Below are 25,808 nucleotides of genomic sequence, written 5' to 3' on the forward strand. Positions count from 1 at the left end.
AAGTTTTTGGTCTAGTTTGTAATGTTAAAAAACCTTATGCTCAATCTAGTTTCGAAACTGATTTTACTTGAAGGCAAGTGGAAAGCGATTTCGGTAAACCTCAGTTTACTATTAAAAGTTGGAGGAAGAACTATGAGTAGGCATTTAGGTGCAAATAAGGGAGAAATAGCAGAGCTCGTGTTGCTCCCAGGAGATCCCTTGCGTGCAAAGTTTGTGGCAGAACACTTTTTAGAGGAGGCTTATTGTTATAACGAAGTAAGAGGGATGTATGGATACACTGGATTATACAAGGGTGTGCCTGTGTCGGTTCAGGGGACAGGGATGGGAAATCCATCGATGAGTATCTACGCGACAGAATTGATCGTCGATTATGAAGTTAAGAAATTGATTCGCATTGGTACATGTGGCGCGATGCAGGAAGAAATCAATATTCGCGATATTATATTAGCCCAAGCAGTATCTTCAGACAGTAATATGACGGAAAAGATCTTTCATGGCTGTAATTTTGCACCAACGGCAGATTTCTCATTGCTAATGAAAGCATATCAACAAGCACAAGCTAAAAATACCAATGTGTTTGTTGGTAACATCTATAATTCTGATGAATTTTATCGTGAAAATTTAGATCGGCTTCACAAGTTTATGGATTTCGGTGTATTAGCTGTAGAAATGGAAAGTACCGCCCTATACACTTTAGCCGCTAAATATGGTGTAAAAGCTTTATCGATTTTGACCGTCGGTAGTCAATTGTTAAGACAGGAACACCTAACTCATAAAGAAAGTGAACAATCCTTTTATGAAATGGTAGAAGTAGCTCTTAACACAGTCATTGATGGCTGATTTATTGATAAGAGTGCAGTGTTGTTAGAAAAGAGAGTGAGAAAGAAATGAAGGTAATACTGTCAGGATTGCAGTGGATGATTTTTATGATTGCTGGTGCAATTGCTGCACCCATTGCTATCGCAGATTTATATAACTTAACACCCATAGAGACTTCCGGACTCATTCAGAGCACCATGATTACTTTAGCAATAGCTGGATTTTTACAAGGCCTGATGGGTCATAAGTTCCCTATTCATGAAGGTCCGGCAGGGTTATGGTGGAGCATTTTTACCATTTACGCGAGTTTAGTGGGGGGGATCTATTCCTCTAACAACGGCGCTTTACAGGCTTTAAGTGGAGCGATGATCATTAGCGGAGTGTTGTTTATCCTAATTTCAGCATTTAAGCTAATGGATAAAATCGCTCGTCTATTCACTCCGACCATCACCTTTATTTATTTACTTTTATTGATCTTTCAATTAAGTGGATCTTTTATGAAAGGGATGATGGGGATTACCATAGCCCACACCATGTTAGATGTTAAAGTGTTCATCCTTAGTGTGATTGTGGTCTGCATTACCTTTTGGTTAGGCAACAGCCGCTTTGTATTACTCAGCCAGTTTTCAATAATTTTCAGTATAGTGATAGGCTGCCTATTATTTATAATCTGCGGTAGTATGCCGGCGGTTTCTCGTGCGGATACTCTATTTAAGCTGCCGGAAATATTCCCATTTGGAACACCCCGGTTCGATGCCGGGACAATTACTACTGCATTTTTACTAACCCTATTATTAATAACCAATGCAGTGGCATCCATCCGTTTGATGGAAACTGTTATGAAACCAAAGCAAGGGGATCATCGTCGTTATTTGCGCGCCGGGTTAACTTCTGGAATTACGCATCTTATCAGTGGTGGTTTAGGAGCGGTCGGCTCAGTCCCTATTTCGGGAGCAGCGGGATATGTTGAGCAAACGGGGATGAGGGAGCGCAGATCATTTTTAATAGGATGCAGCTTAGTGATCTCAATATCCTTGTTCCCGCCCATAATGAATTTCATATCTGCGATTCCAGCTCCCATAGGCTATTCTGTTACCTTCGTCATTTTTGTGAAGATGGTCGGACTAGCTCTAAAGGAATTGAAAACGGTTATTCATGAAGAGCGAACATTTATTGTCAGTGGGCTTTCCCTTTTAGTAGGTGTAGGTTTAATGTTTGTTCCTGCATCAGCTACAGCCCATTTATCTCCGATCGTGATAGCCATTTTAAATAATGGATTAATATGCGGAAGCCTGTTAGCAATTATTTTGGAACAAGGGTTAATGTGGAAAGATGCATTACGATATGAGGATTCCAAGAAAATTAACCGATAATTTGGAGGGCTAAAAATGCATTATCTAATTTCTATTGCTGGTTTGGTTATTGTTCTATTACTGGCATGGCTAGGAAGTAACAATAAGAAAAAGATTAAATATCGTCCAATCATTGTAATGATTGCTATTCAGATAGGTTTGGGATTAATTATCCTAAAAACGAGCATTGGAGAATTTTTGATCAAAGGGTTTGCTGATAGTTTTGCAAAATTACTTGGATACGCCAATGAAGGTACTGATTTTGTGTTTGGCGGGATTGCAAATGAAGGGGCGCATACATTTTTCCTTTATGTTTTGATGCCCATTGTTTTTATGTCAGCATTGATAGGGATTTTGCAACATTACAAAATACTGCCATTCATTATAAAGTATATTGGTTTGGTGCTGAGTAAAATAAATGGCATGGGTAAATTGGAATCTTATAATGCAGTTGCAGCCGCAATTGTCGGACAAAATGAAGTATTTATTTCGGTGAAAAACCAGCTTGGACTATTGCCAAAACATCGCTTGTATACATTATGTGCGTCTGCAATGTCTACGGTATCCATGTCAATCGTTGGTTCCTATATGACGATGCTAGAACCTCGGTATGTAGTAGCTGCATTGATATTAAACCTATTTGGCGGATTTATCATTTCATCCATCATTAATCCGTATGAAGTTACACCTGAAGAAGATATTGTTGAAGTTCAGGTAGAAGAAAAACAAACGTTTTTTGAAATGCTGGGCGAATATATTATGGATGGCTTTAAAGTAGCCATAGTAGTTGGGGTAATGTTAGTTGGTTTTGTGGGAATCATTGCTTTAATTAACGGTGTCTTCAGTGGCATATTCGGAATCTCGTTCCAAGGAGTGTTAGGCTACGTCTTTGCACCCATCGCCTTTCTTATCGGTGTGCCATGGCATGAAGCTGTTGAGGCCGGTAGTATTATGGCGACAAAGCTTGTTGCGAATGAATTCGTTGCTATGCTTGACTTTGTTAAGATTCAAGAAGGTTTAAGTGGCCGTACTACAGCCATTGTCTCCGTTTTTCTAATCTCATTTGCTAACTTTGGGTCGATTGGTACCATTGTGGGTGCAGTGAAGGGATTGAATGAAAAGCAAGGGAATATCGTCGCACGATTTGGATTAAAGCTGTTATTTGGCGCCACACTTGTAAGCGTTTTATCAGCTTTGATTATCGGTATCATATTCTAGTTGTAGCAAGGAGTATTAACATGAAACAAACACCCCGGTTTAAGCGGATTTTCGTCATCGTTATGGATTCTGTAGGCATTGGTGAAGCCCCAGATGCTGAAAAGTTTGGGGATGCAGGATCACATACATTACGGCATATTGCAGAAAAAATGAATGGGCTACATGTTCCTGCGTTATCCAAGCTAGGGTTAAGCCATATTGACTCTATACCCGGAGTTCCCAAAGTAGAGCACCCTTTAGCTTATTGGACCAAAATGCAGGAAGCTTCTAATGGAAAGGATACGATGACAGGTCACTGGGAAATCATGGGCCTACGAATTGATGTTCCTTTCAAAGTGTTTCCTGAAGGGTTTCCTTATGAATTAATTAATGAATTAGAAGAAAGAACAGGACGAAAGGTGATTGGGAATAAACCCGCTAGTGGTACAGCTATTCTTGATGAGCTTGGACAAGAGCATATGAACACAGGTGCACTCATTGTCTATACTTCTGCAGATTCCGTGATTCAGATTGCGGCTCATGAAGAGGTTATTCCTTTGGAAGAACTGTATCAAATCTGCGAGATTGCCAGAGAGATTACTTTACGTGAGGAGTACATGCTAGGCAGAGTGATTGCTAGACCATTCCTCGGGCAGCCCAGAAATTTCAAAAGAACATCGAACCGCCATGATTATGCCTTGAAGCCTTATGGAAGAACCGTGATGAATGAGCTCAAGGATGCCGGGTTCGATGTACTAGCGATTGGCAAGATCTCAGATATATACGATGGGGAGGGTGTCACCAAGTCTTTGCGTACAGTGTCTAACATGGATGGCATGGATAAACTCATGGAGACCCTTCATACTGATTTTACAGGACTTAGTTTCTTGAATCTTGTTGATTTTGATGCACTTTATGGCCATCGTAGAGATCCGATCGGGTATGGGAAAGCGCTAGAAGAATTTGATGATCGATTACATGAAGTTCTAACGGAGCTATGTGAAAACGATCTTCTAATAATTACGGCAGACCATGGGAATGATCCCATTCATGCCGGTACGGATCACACCCGTGAATATGTTCCTTTACTTCTCTACAGTAAGAGTTTCAATCGACAAGGGGAGCTGTCTATATCGAAGACTTTTTCGGATATTGGAGCAACAATTGCTGATAACTTTGTTGTGACCATGCCCCAATTTGGTCAGAGCCTCCTACAGGAGCTTAAATAAACTATAATTTGAATAGACACTTTGAATAGAAACAGGATACCTAACTTGTATTAGTAAAAGGGATCCTGTTTGTTTTTTTATCTACATATCTTTGTATCTAAAAAGCTGCCGAGAAATCGGCTTTTTTTTGTTATTACGGATCAAATATTAGGGTAATAATCAATTATTAAAGGGGTTAATTTTAGAGCCACCTGTCGTTAACCCTTTTTTCGATGAATCGCATTCTTATACAACGTTATAAATAATCTAGTTTCTACTCATGCCACTCCTTCGGTAGTAATAGTATTGACAACCTGTATATACAGGTTTAAACTGTGTGAAGTGTTTGAACTTGTATATACAGGTTTAATGGTTGAAATAAAGGAATTCTTTTTGGAGGTGTTCAACTTGAGTCAGTCCCAGTATTCTGAATGGTGGCGCCGCTCCACGGTGTATCAGGTGTACCCGAAGAGCTTTAAGGACACTACAGGCAACGGAACAGGAGATATTAAAGGACTTATTGAGAAATTAGATTATTTGCAGAAGCTTGGAATCGATATTGTCTGGTTACAGCCGGTTTATGTTTCGCCGCAACATGATAACGGTTACGATGTGGCAGATTATGAAAATATTAACCCGGATTTCGGTACGATGGAGGATTTTGACGAGCTAATACAGGAACTGCATAGACGCGAAATGAAGCTAATGATTGATATCGTGGTTAACCATACCTCGACTGAACATGAGTGGTTCAAACAGTCCATTTCAAGCAGGAACAACCCTTTCCGTGATTACTATATCTGGAAGGACCCGGCTCCGGACGGCGGCTTACCCAACAACTGGCAGTCGAAGTTCGGTGGGCCTGCCTGGCAGTTCGACGAAGCGTCGGGACAATATTATCTTACTCTCTTCGATAAAACCCAAGCGGATCTGAACTGGGAGAATGAGAAGGTACGTAGAGCAGTGAATGATATGATGTTATTCTGGGCTAAAAAGGGTGTCGACGGCTTCCGCATGGATGTAATTAATTTAATCTCCAAAGATCAGCGCTTCCCTAATGATGACGGGAGTGTTCCACCGGGGGATGGACGTAAATTCTATACTGACGGTCCACAGGTCCATGCATACATCAAAGCAATGTATGAAGAGGTGTTTGGTCCGTTTGAGATGGTGACTGTAGGAGAGATGTCCTCAACTACACTGGAGCATTGTATCCGGTACTCAAGTCCCGAAGAGCGGGAATTTTCCATGACCTTCAATTTTCATCATTTAAAAGTCGACTATCCGAATGGACAGAAGTGGGAACTGATGCCTTATGATTTCGAGGCAATGAAACGGTTGTTCTCGCAGTGGCAGACCGGAATGCAGAAAGGCGGAGGCTGGAACGCACTATTTTTTAACAATCATGATCAACCGCGTGCTCTTTCCAGATTCACAGATGATAAGTTCTACCGTGTGGAAAGCGCCAAGCTGCTCGCGACAACTCTGCATGGCCTTCAGGGAACACCTTATGTATATCAAGGGGAAGAAATCGGTATGCCGAATCCGGTATGGAAAAGCATCGATGAGTTCCGCGACATTGAGTCACTAAATATGTACCGCATTCTGTGTGAACAGGGGAAAAGCCCGGAGGTTGCTCTCAGCATTCTCCAAGAACGTTCGCGGGACAATTCACGTACGCCGATGCAGTGGGATGACAGCCGGAATGCCGGATTTACCACTGGTACTCCTTGGTTGAAGGTAGATGAGCGGTATCCAGACATCAATGTGCAGAAGGAACTTGAAAACCCTGATTCCATCTTTCACCATTACCGCAAACTGATTGCTCTACGCAAGGAGTATGGAGTATTCATAGAAGGTATTTTCAAGAGACTCGATGAAGGTCATCCTGAAGTCTTCGCTTACGCCAGAACAGGAGTTGGAGAGACACTTGTTGTGGTCTCGAACTTCAGCAGTAAAGAGATCTCTTTCCGCTTTAAAGATAATCACTGGACTGAATTGTCGCCAAGTGGTAAGGACGAGCTTCTGATTGGGAATACAGCAGATGCACCTTCATTAACACAAGAGCTTCAGCTTAGTCCTTATGCTTCCTACATGTGGTTAGTCCGCTAACGAGGTGTACTTGAGAAGGAGCACACATCAATTTTGTAAGGAGTGAAGATATGGCTATAGACCGCAAAAATGTTGAAGATATTGTACGGGCGGTTGGGGGCAAGGAGAATATTGAGGTTGCGACGCATTGTGTAACCCGGCTGAGATTCTCGCTGTATGACGAGAGCAAGGTGGATTCGGAAGCTCTGGACCGTAACGAACTCGTAAAAGGACAATTCTCTACGCAGGGGCAGTTCCAGATCGTTATTGGACCAGGAACTGTAGATAAAGTATACGATGAAATGATTCAGATCACTGGTGGTGCCCGCTCTTCCAAGGATGACGTGAAATCAGCGGCAGCACGGAAACAGAATCCACTGCAGCGGGCGATCAAAACACTGGCTGATATTTTTATTCCGATTCTTCCGGCCATCGTAACCGCAGGTTTGCTGCTTGGGATTAATAATATTTTGACCGGACCTGGTATCTTCTTTGATAGTAAGTCATTGGTAGATGTCTATCCTGCATGGAAAGACATTGCTGCGATTATTAACACGATTGCCAGCACGGCCTTCACCTTTTTACCAGCCCTTATCGGTTGGGCAGCTGTTACACGTTTCGGGGGCAGTCCTCTGCTGGGAATCGTGCTGGGTTTAATTCTCGTACATCCGGATCTATTAAGTGCGTACAGTTATGCAAGTGCTAAAACTGAGGGAACCGTGCCGACCTGGAATTTGTTCGGCTGGCATTTGGAGAAGATCGGTTATCAGGGGCAAGTATTGCCTGTACTGGTTTCGGCCTATATTCTGGCTAGACTGGAGAAGTTCCTCAACCGCCGGGTGCTTGATTCCATTAAACTACTGGTTGTTGCTCCAGTGAGCCTGCTGGTCACAGGTTTTCTGGCCTTCACCATTATCGGACCCGTTACGTTCGCCATTGCCAATGCTATCACCTCGGGTTTGATCTATGTATTTGATCATTTTGCGCTCCTTGGTGGTTTGATCTATGGTGGATTCTATGCACTTCTGGTCATCACTGGGATGCATCATACTTTCTTGGCAGTCGATGTTCAACTCATCGGCAGTGAGGGAGGCACCTTCCTCTGGCCGATGCTGGCGCTCTCCAATATTGCGCAAGGCGCTGCGGCACTGGCGATGATGTTCGTTGTTAGAGAACAAAAGGCAAAAGGCTTGGCGGCTACATCTTCCGTCTCTGCATTCCTCGGCGTGACTGAGCCGGCAATCTTTGGGGTGAATATCCGCTATCGCTATCCTTTCATCTTCGGGATGATCGGCTCAGCAATTGCAGGTATGCTCCTTACCGTTAACCAGGTTCGCGCTTCATCCATTGGCGTAGGGGGAATTCCCGGTTTCCTTTCGATTTTCCCGAATCAGTGGGGCGTTTTCTTTATTGGCATGGTTATTGTTCTCGTTGTGCCATTTGCCGCCACAGTATTGTACGGACGTTCTGTAGTGGGTCGTTCCGAAAAGAACACAGCTACAGAGACTTCTAGTCCTACGAGCGAACCAGAGGAATTGAGCAGCCGTCATTCAGTTCAAGGGTCACAGGAATCAGTTAATATTCTGGAGCTTGTCTCACCGCTTAGTGGAACTGCAGTATCGCTGGAACAGGTGCCCGATCCTGCCTTTGCTGAAAAGCAAATGGGTGAGGGAATTGCAATCGAACCTTCTGAGGGGAAAGTATATGCTCCCTTTGATGCTACAGTAGCCCATGTGATTAAGAGCAAACATGCGCTTATACTGGAGCATGCCAGCGGTGTTCAGGTATTAATCCACGTTGGAATTAACACGGTGGCGCTTAAAGGTAGCGGTTTTACCAGCTTGAAGAATATTGGTGATAAGGTGCAAGCAGGAGAGCTTCTACTAGAATTTGATATGGAAGCTATCCGCGCAGCAGGTTACCCGGTGATTACTCCAATCATCATTCCTGCAGGTCAGGAGATGGTCGAGAAGATCGAGGAGAAGACCGGACCAGCTACGGCCAAACAAACAAGCATCTTGACTATTCATCTCAAGGGTTGATAAAGGCTATATTGGCAAAGACTTTATACTACAGTAAGACAGCCCCTTGGGGGCTGTTTTTCTATAAATATAAGAATTTATATGTTCAACGCTATAATTTTCCCTCCAATTGAATCGATGCTTCCAAAGGCATGACGTGATACAATAAAGGGCGGTGATCAAAATTGAGAGAAAATAAATATTTGCAAATTTATAATGAATACAGCAACCAAATCCATTCTGGACAACTTCTGCCGGGAACCAAGCTGCCTTCCGAAAGTGAACTCGCCGAAGCTTACGCCACTTCACGAGAGACCGTGCGCAAAGCGCTGAATCTACTTTTCCGTGAAGGATATATTCACAAAATTAAGGGCAGAGGCTCCTTTGTGCTTGACATGACCCGAATGGATTTCCCTGTTACCGGTTTGATTTCATTTAAAGAGATGGCCGATACCCTGGGTACTGCCTCACGGACACTGGTAGAGCGGACAATACAAGAGCCGGCAGGCTCCGCAATCGCCAGACATCTGCAGATTCCACCTGAAACTCTGATTTGGAAGGTTGTTCGCGCCAGAGAAATTGAAGGTGAACGGATCATTTTGGATAAGGATTATTTTCGTGCGGATATTGTTTCCTTTCTGAGTGAGGAAATCGCGGAAGGCTCAATCTATGATTATCTGGAGCTGGAATTGGGGCTTAAAATCAGTTATGCGAAGAAGCTGATATCCGTTGAGCCTTCTACCGAGGAGGATCATAGACTGCTCGATTTGAAGAATTTTACGCATATTGTAGTAGTACGAAACTATGTTTATTTGGAGAACACGGTGCTTTACCAATATACCGAGTCTAGACACCGGCTGGATAAATTCCAGTTCGTGGATTTTGCTCGAAGAGTGAGGCGATAAGCTGATCCAAGGGTGTCCTAGTTTGGGATATCCTTTTTTTTATGAGAGTTCCCTGTGAATAAATACAATCCGATTATGATATATGAAATCTCTATTCCTTTCAATCACTATCAGGTGTGTTGAGTTATATAGCAAATACTAAGCAAATTCCCGATACAAGAACCCTTCAGAGGTTCATTCGCTCCGTACGTAAAAACGATATATTAAGAAAAAAAGCTGCCCTCAGAGGCAGTTTTTTTATGTAACATCCATTATGTTCCATATTGTCATATGACAAAAGTGATGACAACCCACACTATTTAAATGTCCTTTATACATATATATTGTTGGAATATGGAAACAGCGATACCTTCGTAGCCAGTCGTAACAAATACGGTATACGTCGCAAGCCAGAATTATTAGGTGAAAAATTCTGTCATCCTGAAAAAACTCTTTATTACATTAATAAAGTAAAGTTAGATTCCCGGCTGTCTTTTTGAGCTTATCATTATTTGTGAAACGGGCTAATAGCAACTTTGGTTGTCTTGAATGCAACGCTAATAGAGTGGTAGATTTAGGGAAAATATCGAATATAGGAGGAAAAGCGATTGAATATTAGCATCATATTGTTGGCTCAGCACTTTAACCTGACCGCACAATGTCTGGATCGGATTAAGAAATATACGTCTATGTCCTATGAGCTGATTGTCGTCTCGGATAACAAATCTGCCGAATTGTCGAATTACCTTGCGTATGAATGCGGCGTTCATGTCATTCATAGCCGGAGCAAAGGGGTTGCAGCAGCATTCAATCTGGGCGCGGTGTCATCTTCGGGAGAACGTCTTGTATTCATCCGCGATCAGATTATGGTAAACGAGGGATGGTTAGAAGAGTTGTCGGGCTGTCTGGACCATCATTCGAATGCTGCAATCGTGGGTCCGAGGATGAATGATGTTAGCGGCGCTCAACGGATTCCGATTGTATATCAGAACATGGAGCAACTCTATCAGTCGTCATCGATGCTTGCCAACGGAAAATCAAAGTCTTGGACCCGGGTTCCTAGACTTGTCAGTTTACTAATGATGATACCCCGTCGCTACTTTGAGCAGATTGGGTCCTTTGATGAGCGATTTGAGGTCGAATCTTACGAGGATGACGATCTGTGTTATCGTACGTTATCTATGAACCTGGATATTTACATAGCCGAAGGATGCGTAGTCTTCCGGAAGGAACCTCCTTCAGTAGATCTCAATGATCCTGATTGGTACAATAACCGATTAATCTTGAATCGTGCTATGGCCATAAGCAAGTGGGGATTCGATTTAACTTCTTCCTTGCATAGCGGCACAAGGAAAGTCACTGTCAGCCTATGCATGATTGTAAAAAATGAAGAGCACACCTTAGGACGTTGTTTATCCAGCGTGAGGGAGCTTGTCGATGAGATCATTATTGTGGATACAGGTTCGAGTGATGGGACCAAAGAGCTTGCGGCATCTTATGGAGCACGGGTTTATGATTTCGAATGGGTGAACGATTTCTCCAAGGCAAGAAATTATGCCTTCAGTCTCGCTACTCAAGAGTACCTGCTGTGGTTGGATGCGGACGATTATCTGCAATTAGAGGATACAAAGGCTCTCCAGTCCATCGTATCCGAACTACCATGGGATATCGATGCTGTATCGATGCATTATTATCTCGACCGTGACAAAGACGGAAGTGTAACTTCGAGCTTGAGACGTAATCGTCTGGTAAGACGAAGTTGTGATTTCCGTTGGATTGGAGTCGTTCATGAGTACCTTGAGGTCGCAGGCAATGTGTTCTATGCCGAGTTAGGTATAACACATGATCGAAAGCATACGCAGTCCTCGCGTAATCTTCTCATCTATGAGGAGATGTTGAAAGCGCAAACGAGGTTCACTCCGCGGGATTTATTTTATTATGCCAACGAGTTATACGATCACGGCCAATGGCAGCGAGCGATAGAGCAATACGATGCCTTCATTGCCATGACGAATGGCTGGATGGAGGACAAGCTACTTGCGAGTCGGCGTGCCGGCGATGCATTGTCACAATTAGGTCTCTTTCAAGAAGCCAAGCTTAAAGTACTTCAAGCTTTTGCCTTGTCGCCTCCCCGAGCCGAAGCCTGTTGTCAATTAGGGTCTTATGAGCTAATCGAACAACGGTTTGAGAATGCTGCTTTTTGGTACAAGCTAGCCACGGAAGTACCAAAGCCGACTGAGCCTAACGCTAGAGTAGACGTTCCGGCATGGACGTGGCTGCCGCATTTGCAATTATGCGTCTGTTACGATCGCTTAGGACAATACGAACAAGCTCACTGTCACAACGAGATAGCTGGGAGCTATGTACCAGATTCTCCGAGCGTCATGGCTAATCGCGATTATTTGAAGCAATACATAACTTTATAAATTTGAGGGGGATTTAGTAATGGCAAGATTGAAGAGGACGAAAGCAAGTGGCAAGAAAAGTGGCAAGCAGTTAGCTTACAAGAGTTCAATGGCATTTATTCTGATGAGTCAGTTAATTGCTCCCTTGAGCCCTGCTTATAGTAGTATTCTACCCCGGGCAAGTGCAGCAGCTTACAGTGATGTCGACTCTACCTCATGGGCATATCAGTATATCACTAAAGCTTCAGCGCTTGGGGTAATCGAAGGAGACGGTTCCGGAAACTTTAGCCCTAACCGACCAGTCACGAATCAGGAAGCGGTTGTTATGGCGCTAAGGTTCATGGGATATGAGCAGCCTAAGGCTACTAGCGGCAGCCTGCCCTTCACCGTAGATTCTTGGGCTACTGTTTGGATTCAACAAGCGATTGACATCGGCCTCGTGATTCCAAGCGAGGAAGTAAGACCCAACACCGTCATCTGGGGAAAAGAGCAAGCAAGTCGAGAGTGGATAACACGTCTAATTATTCGTGCTGCAGGCAAAGAATCCGAGGCCATCGAGTTTAAGGATAGCGACATAGGTTTCTTAGATGCATCAGACGCATCGGACTGGGCAGCAGGCTACATTAATGCCGCAGTTAACCGCAATGTCATATCTGGCTTCCCTAATAATACTTTCAAGCCTAAGCAAACGGCTACTCGCGCCGAGTTTGCAGCTATCTTGTCTAAAACGGAAATATTTGCGAGCAAGGTATCCGATCGGATTATCCATGGCTCTGTCGTCTCGATGTCCAAAAATTCGATCGAACTCTTGAGCAGCAGCGGTCAGACGGAGAAGTTCGAAATCAATAGCAAATCTGTTCTGTTCGGGGACAATGGCAAGGGAGTGTTTCCTACGGGGTCTTTGGTGACGCTCATTCATAATGGAGGAATGGCATCCTTCGTTGAAGTGTTGGGATTAGGGGCTGTAGGTCAGACTAGTCCGAAAGGGGAAAAAGGAGACACAGGTGCAACCGGCGCAGCGGGTCAAAACGGGGCTTCTGGTTCAATTGGACCGCAAGGTGTCACTGGGGCTACCGGAGCTGTCGGCGCGACTGGGGCTGTTGGAGCTACTGGTGCTATCGGAGCGACTGGCGTAACCGGGGCTACTGGGGCTGTTGGAGCTACTGGTAATATCGGAGCGACTGGCGCAACCGGGGCTACTGGCGCTGTCGGGGCTACTGGGGCTGTTGGAGCTACTGGTGCTATCGGAGCGACTGGCGCAACCGGAGCAACTGGTGCTGTAGGTGCTACGGGTGCAATCGGAGCAACTGGTGCTAATGGAGCGACTGGTGCAACCGGGGCTACGGGTGCTGTCGGGGCTACTGGAGCAGCCGGAGCAAATGGGGCGACTGGTGCTAACGGTGTAACTGGCGCTAATGGAGCGATGGGGTCAACTGGCGTAACAGGTGCACAGGGTATCCAAGGGATAACCGGTGCTAACGGATCGACTGGTGCAACTGGCATTGGTCTTGATAGCATTACTCCGTTTAGTTCAGCGATTTCCTATCATGCAGGACAAGTCGTTACTTATTTAGGAAGTATCTACATCGTTACCATAAACAACCCATCTGGAGTACCTTCTGATATAAATAACGACTTTACCCTGCTTGTCTCTAAAGGTGAACCCGGAGCTACCGGGGCCCAAGGAGTTCAGGGAATTCAAGGGGTAACTGGAGCAACTGGCGCAACCGGAGCCATAGGGGCAATAGGAATTCAAGGCGTAACTGGCGCAACCGGAGCTACGGGTGTACAAGGGATTCAAGGGATAACCGGAGCTACCGGGGCATCTGGCGCATCAACGATAATTCCATTCTCTTCAGGAGCACCAATTACCATAACGACTGCCCTCGGGGGATTAAACAACACAGTGGCGATGCTCGGATTTGGCAATTCCTTCTCAGGTGCTAGTATATCAGGTGGAATAATAGATTTGTCTAAAAGTAATAGTTCGAATCCTACAAATGATCCATACAACCAGGCGTTTATCGTTCCACGTGATGGTACGATCACTTCAATATATGCTTTCTTCAGCACAACTGTAGCTTTGAGTTTAGTAGGCACGTCCGTAAACGTTCAAGCACAATTATTTAAAGCGGCAAGTAACAGTAACAGTTTTACACCTATTAGTGGTCCAACAGTAACCTTGTTGCCTAGTTTGACAGGAATAATTTCTACTGGATCTACTAGTAACGGAGCATCCACAGGCTTTAATACGGCTGTTCATGCTGGCGATCGCTTAATGTTAGTAGTGTTCCCTACCATAACTGCGGGTCTAGACTTGAGAACTACACTAACAGGTTATGCGAGCGCCGGAATTGAGATTAAGTAATTCAAGACTTGAGGTAGGAACCATCCATTTTATTTGATAGGAAGTGATTGAAAATGGCAAGGAAGCTATTTCCGATAAAAAAATTGAGCTTAATGTTGGTGTTAGTTCTTATATTTCCATCCGTCATTCAATTCCCGTCTGTAGGAGATGCAAAAGGACGCTCTTTTGAACAAGTAAAGCTATTGGCTGCACCAACGAATCTGGCAGTCAGCGATTCAACCTCCACGAGTATTCGCCTTACCTGGGATGCCGTAGAGGGAACCTCTAACACGGATGTGAGTTATAAGGTAAATCTAATGGAGTCTACCATTCCTAGCATAACCGATGTGGTCTATACCTTCGATGCAGGCGAATTAACGGAGTATACGTTGAAGGGATTGGTTTCCGACCGGAGCTATACATTTACGGTCCAAGCCGTAAACATATCCGGACCCGTGTCAAAAACAAGTCCACCTTTAATCGCAAGTACGCTTCCAGCGGAAGCGCACCCATCAACAACGAAGGATGAGGAACTCCCACTAGCCGATCAAGAATCGCCGAGTACGCCCGAGCTAACTCTTTTCAGTCGCACATCAGATAACATTAGCTTGGCATGGAGTCCATCCGAGGATAATGTCGGAGTTGCGGAATATGTTCTATATAAGGACTCTGATCTGTTGGCAGAAGTAAGGGTTAGTACAACGGTCTACACGGCCGTCGATTTGAAGCCTGGACAGGAGTATACCTTTCTAGTACAAGCTATAGACGAAGCAGGGAACAAATCAGCAAATAGTAACGAGTTGAAGGTTAGTACACTTGATGTTGTAAGTAATGTTGGTCCCATTATGAGCATGGGCAACGGGAATTCCTTTCATACATTGACTGTACAACCGGATGGTACCGTATGGGCTTGGGGCAATAATAGGAAGGGCCAGCTCGGTGATAGCACAACTATTGCTCGTAATAAGCCTGTGCGAATTATAGGCTTGCCGGAGATAAGCGCCACATCCGTTGGACAAGACCATTCCATCGCGCTCGCGACGGACGGAACGGTTTGGACATGGGGAAGCAATAGCGTGGGCCAGCTGGGTAATGGTACGTCGGAGCCCCAGCTTGTGCCGCAGCAAGTGCCTGGATTGGTGAATGTCATAGCGGTTCAAGCAGGTGAGCAGCATTCGTTAGCATTATTGTCCGATGGAACGGTGTGGGCATGGGGACTTAACACATATAGTCAGCTTGGAGATGGAACCACCGAGGATAGTGCATTACCAGTGCAGGTTGCAGGTTTGGAATCAATCGCATCGATCTCAGCCGGAGCCTTTCATAATCTAGCGGTTAGCTACGATGGTCAGGTTTATGCATGGGGGTTCAATGCTTACGGTCAGCTTGGTGATAACACAAAGAGCGATCGCTCAACTCCCGTGCAGGTTGCTGAGTTAAGCAGCGTTACTTCCGTAGCTGCCGGCTTTTATCACAGCATGGCAGTGAAAAAAGACGGAACCGTATGGAGCTGGGGAACGAACGTTAAGGGAATCTTGGGGGATGGGACAACCGAAGATCATTATACTCCCGTTCAAGCCTTGGATCTTGGTTCAGTTATCAGTGTATCCGCTGGTGCCTTACATAGCATGGCTCTGAAAAGCGATGGAAACGTATGGCTATGGGGAGCGAACAATGAGGGCCAGCTCGGTGGTAGTACTGAGTCGGAGCGTTCCCTCGCATCTAAGCTCAACATTGGCACTCGTATCGTCGCTATTAGTGCAGGTTATATGAGCGGCGGTGCGGTTAGTGAGGAGGGAACCTTGCTGACCTGGGGGTATAATGGGTTAGCCCAGCTTGGTGATGGCACTTATACTAATGTCATAGAACCTGTTGCAATTTCACTTGTAGAACAATCTAATTAGATTTGAAGAGTAGGGAATTTCATGCCTAAGTGGCAATGAATTCCCTATTTTTATAGGTGATTCAAAAAGAGAAAACTCTTTTCATATTCATTCTTTATCATTACAGCTATCCGTCTAGACTGTTAAAATGATGGAAGTATGATAGACAAAGTAGATAAGCAATGAATAATGGCTTTCGGATCAATACTGAGGAGAACCGACACCGAACTCTGAGGCAAGTAAAGCAAGCGGCGTTTCATGCTTTGCAGGAATATGAAATAGACTGGAACTCCATTCACTTCATACAAATATCCGAACATGTCACCTTCCGTATTGTAAGCGATGTAGGGGAACAGTTCTTGCTCCGCATTCACCCGGATAACAAACAACGCGAAGGAACCATATCAGAAATTGAGTGGTTGTTCGCTTTGAAGAGCAAGGGCCTCATATTGCCCGAAGCTGTAATCAATCGTGAAGGAGCCTTTATTACGGAAACATCGGCGCGTGACGGACAACGGTTTTATTCGAGCTTAATGAGATGGGTCGAGGGAAAGCATGTAGACAAAAGTGAACTAACGGAGGGAGGCATCCGTAAAACCGGATCATTGATGGCAAAGCTTCATGAGGCCAGCTCTGATTTTAGTCCTTCCAGCGGTTTTACTCGTCCTTCTTGGGGTGCACTGAGCTTTAAACGGGACTGGAATCACCTAAGTCTACATCGCAAACATTTCATATCGGATGAGGATTTTAAGTTGTATTCCATAGCTGCCACTAAAGTGGCAACATGTCTCGAAAGGTTCACAAGACATGAACAAAATTATGGGATGATCCACGGGGACTTACATAATGGAAATGTCATTTTTCGGGATAATGAACCGTATCCTATCGATTTTGGCAGGTGTGGCTTCGGCTATCATCTTTATGATATAGCACAGGCTATTATGGGATTATACCCAACACAAAGAGCTTATTTCGTCGAAGGATATCAGAGAATCAGGAAGCTTGAAGATGAACATATAATGAAGCTAGAGTGCTTCTTAGTCATGGCGATAATCGAAGCCTATAGCTTTCATGCAGAGAATCCGCTTGAGACCGAGGGTTTGATTGAAGAGCAACCATATGCTCAAGCGATTTTGAGAGCTTATGTGAACGGGACAACCTTTTTATTTAATTCTCTGGATATTTCATTATAAAAGATTAGAAAATGATGTGCGTTATATTTTTCAAATGGTATTATTAGGATGAACTGCTGAAAACTATTTAAATTGTATTTGGAATCTTGGCAAATGAAAATGGTTGACAAATCTTTATAAAAAGTGAGGAGCATAGCAATGAACTTTGATAAAGAACAGCTTTTTTGGATAAATCCAATCAATGATTATTCTATTTCAGAAAACAGGATTGAATTTGTAACGATGCCGAATACAGATTTTTGGCAACGAACCTATTATGGTTTTAGAAATGATAATTCACCTGCACTGTTAATGAAAACTGCTGAAAAGTATTTTTCTTTTATAGTAAGAACAGATTATGATAGTGCAAATAGATACGAGCAGTGTGGGATAATCATCTATCAGGACAGTGACAATTGGTTCAAGGCATCGGTAGAATATGAAAATGAGGAATTCCAAAGACTTGGAAGTGTGGTTACAAATCATGGATATTCAGATTGGGCAACAACTGATATCGATGCAAACATTAAAACTATGTATTATAGACTAAGTCGACGTGAAAGTGATTTCTGTATTGAAAGCTCTTTGGACGGGACTACATTTGAACAGATGCGTATTTTTCATTTGTTTGAAGGGAATGAGGAAATAAATTTTGGCTTATATGCTTGTAGCCCAGAGAATTCTTCATTTAAAGGTGTTTTCACGGAAATGGAAATTACAGATTGTAAGTGGTTGGAGCATAAATAGTCGTTTACGCAGCTGAAAGTGAATATAACTCAAAAGGACCTTCCTAAAAGGAAGGTCTTTTTTTTAATGGAGCGGTTATAAAGTTGTCATCAGTTTCCGATTTCTACAGTTATTCATGTGGTAAAATTAGGATAATTGGATCTTGGGAGGCGAGGACATTGAGTCTTGTGATGATCATTTTATTACTGTTCTTAAATATTCCAGTATATAAATTTTTATTTCGCGTGTTCTTCGTGGATAATGATGATTATAGCGAATCGATTAGGCATACTTTTACACCTAATATCATTTCATTATTCCGGGGAGAGTATTGGAAGGATAGAATGAATACGGCAAGACTTCAGTTTTTTATACTCATTTGCGGTGGGATTGTTGTTTTGGAATACCTTGTTTTGCATAAAATAATTGATATTTTTCGTTAACTAGAACTTCATTTAGAAACTTCTGCTTATGGTGAGCAGGAGTTTTTTTATTTTGCATAAGCACCGCCCTATTATGGAAAACTTATGTAGTGCGAATAAACAGCATGAATTTATTTTGCGAGGTGATAATGATGACAAATCAAGATCCGCAGGAGCTTCTTAAAAGCAAACACAAGCTGGATGAGCAGAAGAGGCAGTTCACAAATTTTGCCCGAAGTGCTTCCGGTCATGGTGAAGCAGAAGCAGGCCAGGAATTCAGTAATGACCGAGTGCCAGACGATCAAAACCGCATGAAATCTGTTGAGAACAGACAAGATTGATCTTAAAAAAGCTATCAAATAAGCCGATCCTTTTCTGGATCGGCTTAGAAAAATAATTATTATGTTATAAATTTGTTCAATAAGTATCGGATGCTAGAGTTTTCTTGCTTTTATTACAAAAGTTACAGGAAGCATCTTTGCTTTTTTTGCAAAATCGCTTCTATCGTCCCGCGACTGCATAAGTTCGTCATCAGATTGCTCAATCATTTGCTCAATAACAAATCCCGCTTTAGAGAGCGCATTCACATAGGTTGATAATTTACGATCTGATAAAGTTAGCGTACTTTCGTCAAGAGATACTGAATACCAAGATTCATCGAAATAACATTTTTTAAAAACAAGCATATCATTTTCTGCAACAACACATTTGTGTATAGGGTGAGACCAGCTGAAAATAAATGATCCATCTTTTTTAAGATAAGAAGCAATCCGGCTAAAAGTACCCTCAAGGTCAGTTGTCCAGCCTATGGCATAAACCGAATAAACAAAGTCAAAATAATCCTCTGGCAGGCCACATTCTTCTTCCATGGGAGAACAGATCAATTTAGCTGAAAAACCGTGCGCCGTCAAAAGTTGCCTAGTCTTTTCGATTTGGTTTTCCGATATATCCGTACCCCATAGTTCAGATGCATTGCGTTCCCCCAGATATTGCAAAGATTGACCGCTTCCACAGCCTATCTCCAGCACCTTTTTACCTGAGACATCACCAAAAAGTTGGCATTGTTCTTCCGATACAAATGCTCCATAAAGAGGGAGTGCAGTAGCTCCTAAAACTTCATTTCCTTTCGTATCCCAAAATAAGCTGTTTGTTTCATGAATAGTATTCGTATCCATATCGACCGAGATGGCGATGCCAACCTCACCAGCGCCTATAACGTTTGTTCTATAACCAGAATTTTTGTCCATGCAGACACCCGCCCTAAATATAGATTATATAAGCCTAAACATATCTCCCGGCTTGCGCGTAATCCCAATAACATATATCGAACACGAACAAGCTGAGGGATTAACCATAGAGTAATCTACCATTTTTCTATGAATGTATCTATCCAAAATTTTCCGCTAAATTTCCCATTTGTGAAATATTACTCAAATAAACAGTAAGGATAAACATAAACAAATCTACTCCTCTAGCTTCTTCTAATCTAGGCAGCCCAGTTCCGTATTGTTTTTGCAGGGATAGCCCATAAAACCAAGCGAATCGGACTGATAACGACGATTTCTATCACTTTTAATCACCATATGTAGGAGTTCTTGGGTCAACGGGATCTCCTGGCTCCAATCCACCATTTTTTTCCAGCAACACAGTCTTGGACTGAATAAGAAAGTCCAAGACTGGTTCTAATTTTCGCCTATTGTTTCGAGATAGATTTCCTGCCTGCAGTAGGCCGTACAACTCGAAGACCTTTAATAGGAGAGGTACTCCGGCCAACATTTTTCCTTTTACCAGGAACTGCTGTGTTGACATTTGAAAACTTAGATTGACTTTGAATACTAGTGGATACAATATTGACCGTGTAATTTCTGTAGTTACCAATACTGATTTTTCTCAATCCAAGCCTTCTACAAAGCGGAGCAGCACAGTAACCTGCGCCACCGCAAAGTTTGAAAGCATTTTGCGGTAGAGTAAGATAGTTAACACCTGACCATACAAGACGCCTATCTGCAGATTCGGCATAGTAATATATCTCACGATTGTTGACTGCCCCATTCAATACCTCTACCGTTTGACCTGGATTAATTGTGTACCAACCAACCGCTTCATACCAGCTGGGCCAAGGTATTAAGGGGATAGAGCCCTTATTACAGCTTGCAGAGGAGTAATATGCGAAGGCAACATATATGGTTACACTGGTACTATTACGAAAACTAAGTCCCATTGCATTCAGCTCCTTTCTTTTTGATAGAATAAAGTATGCAGTTTAATAGAAGAAAGGAATGGACATTAAGAAAACAATTTCGAATCGATTGGGCTGCTCATGTGTAGAGCCAGGGTAGATAAATTAAGAAGAGAGCTCTCGAAACGAAGGAGGAGTTCACAATGATCATCGAGGTCAGTGATAAGGCATCAGATAAAATCGCCGAAATTTTATTAAGTGCGAATATCCGAAATCCATTTCTAAGAGTGGGTGTAGATGAAGAGGGATGCAGTGGATTATCCTATACCCTAGTCGTGGATGAGCAGCAAGCAGAAGAGGATATTATTTTAAATAAAAAAGATTTTAGTATATTGGTTCACCCGAATAGTATTCCGTATATTGACGGTCTTGAAATTGACTATGAAGAGAGTGGAATGGTAGGCGGATTCACTATGAATAACCCTAATGCAAAAGCTTCATGTGGATGCGGAGCCAGTTTTAGAATGGCCAATTACTGTGGCGAAATAAAAAATGTGATTAATCAGCAGAAAGGAGAGAAGAGGAATGATATCATTTGCAGTATCCGAAAAAGCATTGGATCCATTTAAGAATGAATGGGGTTTGGAAGCAGGTGCAGAACATTGATAAATTTGGACAAATTAGCAAAGGCATTTACTAAAGGTGTCTATGAAATAGAAAATAGAAGCCGCTTAGTCATCCAGCCCAAAAGCTTATTAAGTGAATTCACCACCGTTAAGCATGGATTTCTATTCATCATTCGCGGGGGAGCCAGAATACGTGTGAATGGAACGGTATATGAATTACGGGCAGGCTCAGTTTTTCATGCTGCTCCGGGCATGCAGATGGATTCGCAGGTTATAGGACAATCTGAGCTCGAGTATTACTCACTTTTTTATAAATTGGATATGCCGGAAGAAAAAAATAGTATTTACGAATTTGACTCTCATTTCAAGCTGGAGCCGGGGGCGAATCTAAAAATTATTGAATTACTAATTATGCTCCATCAGAATACCCATCCATCCGGTGAGATTGGGAAGCTGCGTATCAAGGAGTTGTTTTTAAGCCTGATGCACCAGGTTCTGATTGCGTGCAGTTACAGAGAGAACGATAGTTCTCCGAATCAAAGGATGGTAGACGAAGCCCTTGCGTATATTAAACTTCATTATATGAATTCACTTACACTCGGTGAGTTAGCGGAACAGCATGCAATGAGTGCCAACCGCTTCTCTTACCTCTTTCATAAATATACGGGACTACGACCAATCGACTATGTCGTTAATTATCGTTTGGAACGGGCCTGTGAATTACTCAAAGCAGGTAATTTTCCTATCCGTGAGATTGCTGACCGTGTTGGTTATGACAATCCACTATATTTCAGCCGATTATTCAAAAAGAAATTCGGTGTTTCTCCCTCTGCCTATAAATAATGTACATAATGAGCTTCTTGTACTTGAATTACGTCTGCAGCTACTGGTGATAAGCCAGAAGTGCAGACTTTTTTTGTTTAGATTAAATAATGATGCATGCTGGATTTGAGATTTGTACATTTGAATTTATTTAATTTTTTGATAAACTCACCTTTGTAACTGAGAATCATTATCAGTAAATTGATTTATAAATGAAAGGCTGGTAGATATGACAGAAAAAAGACCAAGACAATTATGTATTGGCCTGTCCTTAAATGCAACCTGGATGAAAGGAGACGGCTGGCGGCACCCGGATAGCGGAGTAGAGAAGATGGAGACTATTGATTACTATATTGATTTGGCAAAAATGGCTGAGAATTCAAAGCTCGATTTTCTTTTCAGGGCTGATTATCTGTATGTTAGCCCGCAGATGTTAGGAGATTCCTCAAATTTCGGCAGCCCAGATCCTGCATTATTTTTTGCAGCGATAGCTCGTGAAACCGAGCGGATCGGCCTGGTAACGACGATTTCCACTACTTTTAATCCGCCGTATGTTGTTGCAAGGCAGCTGCAGTCCTTACACTGGCTGAGCAATGGACGCGCCGGCTGGAATATTGTCACTTCTATTGAAGGCGCCGATAATTTCAGCGACTCACCTATGCCGTCACCGGAAGAAAGATATGCCAAGGCTATGGAGTTCACGGATGTTGTACGCAAGCTTTGGGAGAGTTTTCCGAATGAAGCGATTGTTATCGACCGTCAGTCAGGTATGTTTTCGGATAAGGATAAAATCACTGCCATTAATCATTCTGGGGAATTTTTCAGTGTAAAAGGGCCACTTACTTTGCCTGCTCACAAGTCAGGAACGCCGCCGCTATTCCAAGCTGGTTCTTCGGATATTGGACGGAATTTTGCCTCATCTGTAGCTGATGCTATTTTTGCAGCAATGCCGGATATCGAATCGGGAGTGGAACTAAGGAATGATCTGAGAAGAAGAGCGGCTGAGCAGGGTCGTGTTCCGGATGCTATCAAAGTTTTGCCGGGCTTATATTTTTTCCTGGCCGATACACGCGAAGAAGCACTTGAATTACATAAGGCTGCACATGCGAATTTAAGCCTTGAACGCAGACATGCTTCACTCAAATCGGTGCTGGGTCTTGATTTAAGCGGTTATCCCTTAGATAAGCGAGTAACTGCCGATATGTTACCCGATTCCAGTCAGGCCGTCCGCAGCCGGACTCATGCCGAATTGTTACGGCGGTATATGATCAAAACCCAGCCTACAGTGAAAGAAATCTTGGACAGGCCGGAGGTTGTCGGATCTGCACATTGGGTATCTGTCGGGACAGTCGAGGATGTGCTGAACGATATTATTGAACGGTTTGAAGCGGGAGCTATAGATGGCTTCATCGCCCTGCCAGGCGGTTCAGAACAATCTATGGAGCTATTTTTTGAGAAGTTGGTACCGCAGCTGGTTAAGAGCGGCTTATTCCGGAGCGAATATACGGGTAGCACTTTCCGTGAGCATTTAGGGATTTAAAAAAGAGAAATGAGGCGATTGAACGATGCATGAAGAGGAATTGTTTGATGTTACGATTATTGGCGGCGGTCCGGCTGGATTATTTGCTGCATTTTATAGCGGACTCCGTGAAATGAAAACCAAAATCATAGAATTCCAACCTGTGCTTGGCGGCAAGGTGCATGTCTATCCGGAAAAGATGATCTGGGACGTGGGAGGCTTACAGCCTATTCTTGGCTCGCAGCTTATTGAACAAATGATTGGTCAAGGGATGACTTTCCAACCGGAGGTTGCCTTTAATGAAAAGGTCACATCCATCTCGCAAGATGAAACAGGTTACTTTATTTTACACACAGCCGCAAACCGGAAGCATTTCACTAAAACTGTCATATTAGCCATTGGAGGAGGCATTCTGAAGCCGATCAAGCTCGAAATCGAGGGTGCCGAAAGATTCGAAATCACAAATTTGCATTATACGGTGAAGTCACTTGCCCGATTTAAAGAGAAGACTATCCTAATCTCGGGAGGCGGTCATTCTGCTGTTGACTGGGCGAATGAACTGGCTCCGATTGCCAAAAAGGTCTTTCTGACGTACCGGAAAGAGAACTTAAAGGGGCACGAAGCAGATATTTCACGCTTGGCAAACAATGGCGTAGAGTGCTTATTAAATACTTCAATCGAAAAGTTGATTGCCACACCGGATCACGAAAGAATAGGGACTGTACTGCTGAAAAGTAATGACAACGGAGAGGCATTTGAGCTGTCTGTCGATGAGGTCATCATTAATCACGGTTATGAGCGCGACAAAGAACTGCTGGTGAACAGTGAAATTAAAATGGATCTGTGGGAACACCGGATTTCAGGCTCAGTAATGAGCGGGACATCCATGCCGGGTATTTATGCGGCAGGTGATGTTCTACATCATGATGGGAAATTGCACCTGATCGCGGGGGCATTCCAGGATGCTGCCAATGCGGTAAACCAAGCCAAACAATACATCACACCGGAGGCTAATTCATCCGGGATGGTGTCTTCACATAATGACCTGTTCACGCAGAAAAACCGTGATTTAATGAAGCATTTATACAGACAGTAATGATAACAACTCAAGGGGGAGCCAAATGAAAAGACTATATGGATGGATTGCATCCTTAATTATACTTGCAGGATTACTGTCTGGATGTTCCGAAACTTCAGTCACGCCTACACCGGAAGCCAGCAAGATCGAAGAAGCGGGATGGCCAAGAACAATTGCGGATGCCAGCGACAATGGAGTGGTGCTCAAGACACGACCTGAGCGTATAGCGGTTTTGCATCCCTTTTATTTAGATTACTTTTTTGCTCTAGATACGCCTCCAATCGCATCAACCAACGCAGCGGAAGCGATGAAGGATTTTGCTACGTTACAGCCCTACGCTGGAACTGCTGAAATTATTGATTTGGGCAGCAGCAATGCGAATCTGGAAATGATCATGGATGCCAAGCCAGATGTGATTGTAACCTTCAAGGGTTCTGTTGATAGCAATTATGAAGAGTTGAATAAGATTGCACCAGTCATCTTAATTGACTACACCGATACCTGGGAAAAAACGGCGATGCTGTGTGCTCAGATTGTTGGTAAAGAGACATTAGCGGAACAAGCCATTAAGGAAACCCAGGAAATGATTGCAAAAACAAAAGAACAGTTAAGTAGTCTTGAGAATAAAACCTTTGCTTTACTACGGGTCGACGGAAAAGCCAATTTCAATGCGCAAGGCTCTAAAAACACAATGTACTACAATCAAACTGTAGGCTTTGGGTTGTTGCCACCGAAGGGATATCCTGAAGAGGGAGGGGCACTTTCTCTGGAGGGGATATACAGCATGAATCCTGATTATATTATTATCCAGCATGATATGGATATCGCAAAGGCAGCCATCAAGGACAAGGAAACTTCGAACGTGTGGAACTCACTGGAAGCAGTGAAAAACAATCATGTACTTATCTTTGATAACTCACTCAATAGCGCAAGTATTCTGGCTGTCCGTTTGGCTGCAGATCATTTTCTGCAATTGGCGTCTGAACAATAAATTTATATTACAAAATCCGATTGCACCCTATAGGGCGATCGGATTTTTGTTATTAAGTTAAATATC

At 43.3% G+C, this 25,808-nt stretch carries 21 protein-coding genes; 19 read left to right on the forward strand and 2 right to left on the reverse strand.

The annotated features are described in order from the left end of the window. The first annotated feature begins 132 nt into the window (after positions 1-132). The 14 genes from deoD to MHH60_RS02070 all read left to right on the forward strand — a co-directional run bounded on the left by deoD (position 133) and on the right by MHH60_RS02070 (position 18,868). On the forward strand, positions 133-840 hold the full coding sequence (gene deoD, locus MHH60_RS02005) for a purine-nucleoside phosphorylase (RefSeq protein WP_076133140.1): 708 nt from the start codon (positions 133-135) through the stop codon (positions 838-840). Between the two features lie 47 nt (positions 841-887). Beyond that, positions 888-2,192 (forward strand): purine/pyrimidine permease, encoded by a 1,305-nt coding sequence (locus tag MHH60_RS02010; protein WP_076133138.1) that lies wholly within the window; start codon positions 888-890, stop codon positions 2,190-2,192. Positions 2,193-2,207: 15 nt separating this feature from the next. Next, a complete protein-coding gene (locus MHH60_RS02015) occupies positions 2,208-3,389 on the forward strand; it encodes a NupC/NupG family nucleoside CNT transporter (RefSeq protein WP_036677141.1) in 1,182 nt (393 codons plus the stop codon). A gap of 20 nt (positions 3,390-3,409) precedes the next feature. Further along, positions 3,410-4,597, forward strand: coding sequence for a phosphopentomutase (gene deoB, locus MHH60_RS02020; protein ID WP_076133137.1), 1,188 nt, complete (start codon positions 3,410-3,412; stop codon positions 4,595-4,597). A gap of 387 nt (positions 4,598-4,984) precedes the next feature. Further along, the gene (gene treC / locus MHH60_RS02025; protein ID WP_256715045.1) at positions 4,985-6,688 is read left to right on the forward strand and encodes an alpha,alpha-phosphotrehalase; all 1,704 of its coding nucleotides are present in this window, start codon (positions 4,985-4,987) and stop codon (positions 6,686-6,688) included. A gap of 50 nt (positions 6,689-6,738) precedes the next feature. Continuing rightward, on the forward strand, positions 6,739-8,709 hold the full coding sequence (treP, locus tag MHH60_RS02030; protein WP_076133135.1) for a PTS system trehalose-specific EIIBC component: 1,971 nt from the start codon (positions 6,739-6,741) through the stop codon (positions 8,707-8,709). Positions 8,710-8,873: 164 nt separating this feature from the next. Then, the gene (treR, locus tag MHH60_RS02035; RefSeq protein ID WP_076133134.1) at positions 8,874-9,593 is read left to right on the forward strand and encodes a trehalose operon repressor; all 720 of its coding nucleotides are present in this window, start codon (positions 8,874-8,876) and stop codon (positions 9,591-9,593) included. Positions 9,594-10,180: 587 nt separating this feature from the next. After that, positions 10,181-11,998, forward strand: a complete 1,818-nt coding sequence (locus tag MHH60_RS02040) for a glycosyltransferase (protein WP_081388829.1) — start codon at positions 10,181-10,183, stop codon at positions 11,996-11,998. A gap of 19 nt (positions 11,999-12,017) precedes the next feature. Next, on the forward strand, positions 12,018-14,345 hold the full coding sequence (locus tag MHH60_RS02045) for an exosporium glycoprotein BclB-related protein (RefSeq protein ID WP_341161108.1): 2,328 nt from the start codon (positions 12,018-12,020) through the stop codon (positions 14,343-14,345). Between the two features lie 92 nt (positions 14,346-14,437). Next, on the forward strand, positions 14,438-16,228 hold the full coding sequence (locus MHH60_RS02050) for an RCC1 domain-containing protein (protein ID WP_179088849.1): 1,791 nt from the start codon (positions 14,438-14,440) through the stop codon (positions 16,226-16,228). Positions 16,229-16,389: 161 nt separating this feature from the next. After that, a complete protein-coding gene (locus MHH60_RS02055; protein ID WP_076133129.1) occupies positions 16,390-17,400 on the forward strand; it encodes a phosphotransferase enzyme family protein in 1,011 nt (336 codons plus the stop codon). A 138-nt stretch (positions 17,401-17,538) separates the two neighbouring features. Then, positions 17,539-18,126: a DUF1349 domain-containing protein gene (locus MHH60_RS02060; protein WP_076133127.1), complete on the forward strand. Its 588-nt coding sequence runs from the start codon at positions 17,539-17,541 to the stop codon at positions 18,124-18,126. 158 nt (positions 18,127-18,284) lie between these two features. After that, positions 18,285-18,548, forward strand: a complete 264-nt coding sequence (locus tag MHH60_RS02065) for a hypothetical protein (protein WP_081388828.1) — start codon at positions 18,285-18,287, stop codon at positions 18,546-18,548. Between the two features lie 128 nt (positions 18,549-18,676). Beyond that, positions 18,677-18,868, forward strand: a complete 192-nt coding sequence (locus tag MHH60_RS02070; protein WP_076130505.1) for a hypothetical protein — start codon at positions 18,677-18,679, stop codon at positions 18,866-18,868. 93 nt (positions 18,869-18,961) lie between these two features. Here MHH60_RS02070 and MHH60_RS02075 read toward each other — a convergent pair whose 3' ends face one another. Both MHH60_RS02075 and MHH60_RS02080 read right to left on the reverse strand, forming a co-directional pair. Further along, positions 18,962-19,774 carry a class I SAM-dependent methyltransferase gene (locus tag MHH60_RS02075; RefSeq protein ID WP_076133125.1) on the reverse strand — a complete coding sequence of 271 codons (813 nt, stop codon included), beginning with the start codon at positions 19,772-19,774 and terminating at the stop codon, positions 18,962-18,964. A gap of 446 nt (positions 19,775-20,220) precedes the next feature. Continuing rightward, positions 20,221-20,748 (reverse strand): DUF1036 domain-containing protein, encoded by a 528-nt coding sequence (locus MHH60_RS02080; protein WP_076133123.1) that lies wholly within the window; start codon positions 20,746-20,748, stop codon positions 20,221-20,223. A gap of 161 nt (positions 20,749-20,909) precedes the next feature. On the opposite strand from MHH60_RS02080, the gene MHH60_RS02085 reads away from it, so the two are divergent. The 5 genes from MHH60_RS02085 to MHH60_RS02105 all read left to right on the forward strand — a co-directional run bounded on the left by MHH60_RS02085 (position 20,910) and on the right by MHH60_RS02105 (position 25,742). Further along, complete coding sequence (locus MHH60_RS02085; protein WP_306081688.1) at positions 20,910-21,335, forward strand: HesB/IscA family protein; 426 nt, start codon at positions 20,910-20,912, stop codon at positions 21,333-21,335. A gap of 42 nt (positions 21,336-21,377) precedes the next feature. After that, entirely contained in the window at positions 21,378-22,175 is a 798-nt protein-coding gene (locus MHH60_RS02090) for an AraC family transcriptional regulator (RefSeq protein WP_232061363.1), read from the forward strand. A gap of 208 nt (positions 22,176-22,383) precedes the next feature. Then, a complete protein-coding gene (locus MHH60_RS02095; RefSeq protein WP_076133120.1) occupies positions 22,384-23,694 on the forward strand; it encodes an NtaA/DmoA family FMN-dependent monooxygenase in 1,311 nt (436 codons plus the stop codon). Positions 23,695-23,719: 25 nt separating this feature from the next. Further along, positions 23,720-24,769, forward strand: a complete 1,050-nt coding sequence (locus MHH60_RS02100; protein WP_076133118.1) for an NAD(P)/FAD-dependent oxidoreductase — start codon at positions 23,720-23,722, stop codon at positions 24,767-24,769. A 25-nt stretch (positions 24,770-24,794) separates the two neighbouring features. Continuing rightward, positions 24,795-25,742, forward strand: a complete 948-nt coding sequence (locus MHH60_RS02105) for an ABC transporter substrate-binding protein (protein WP_076133116.1) — start codon at positions 24,795-24,797, stop codon at positions 25,740-25,742. The last annotated feature ends 66 nt before the right edge of the window (positions 25,743-25,808 follow it).

This window comes from Paenibacillus sp. FSL H7-0716, from assembly GCF_038002705.1.
Lineage (GTDB): Bacteria > Bacillota > Bacilli > Paenibacillales > Paenibacillaceae > Paenibacillus_AQ > Paenibacillus_AQ odorifer.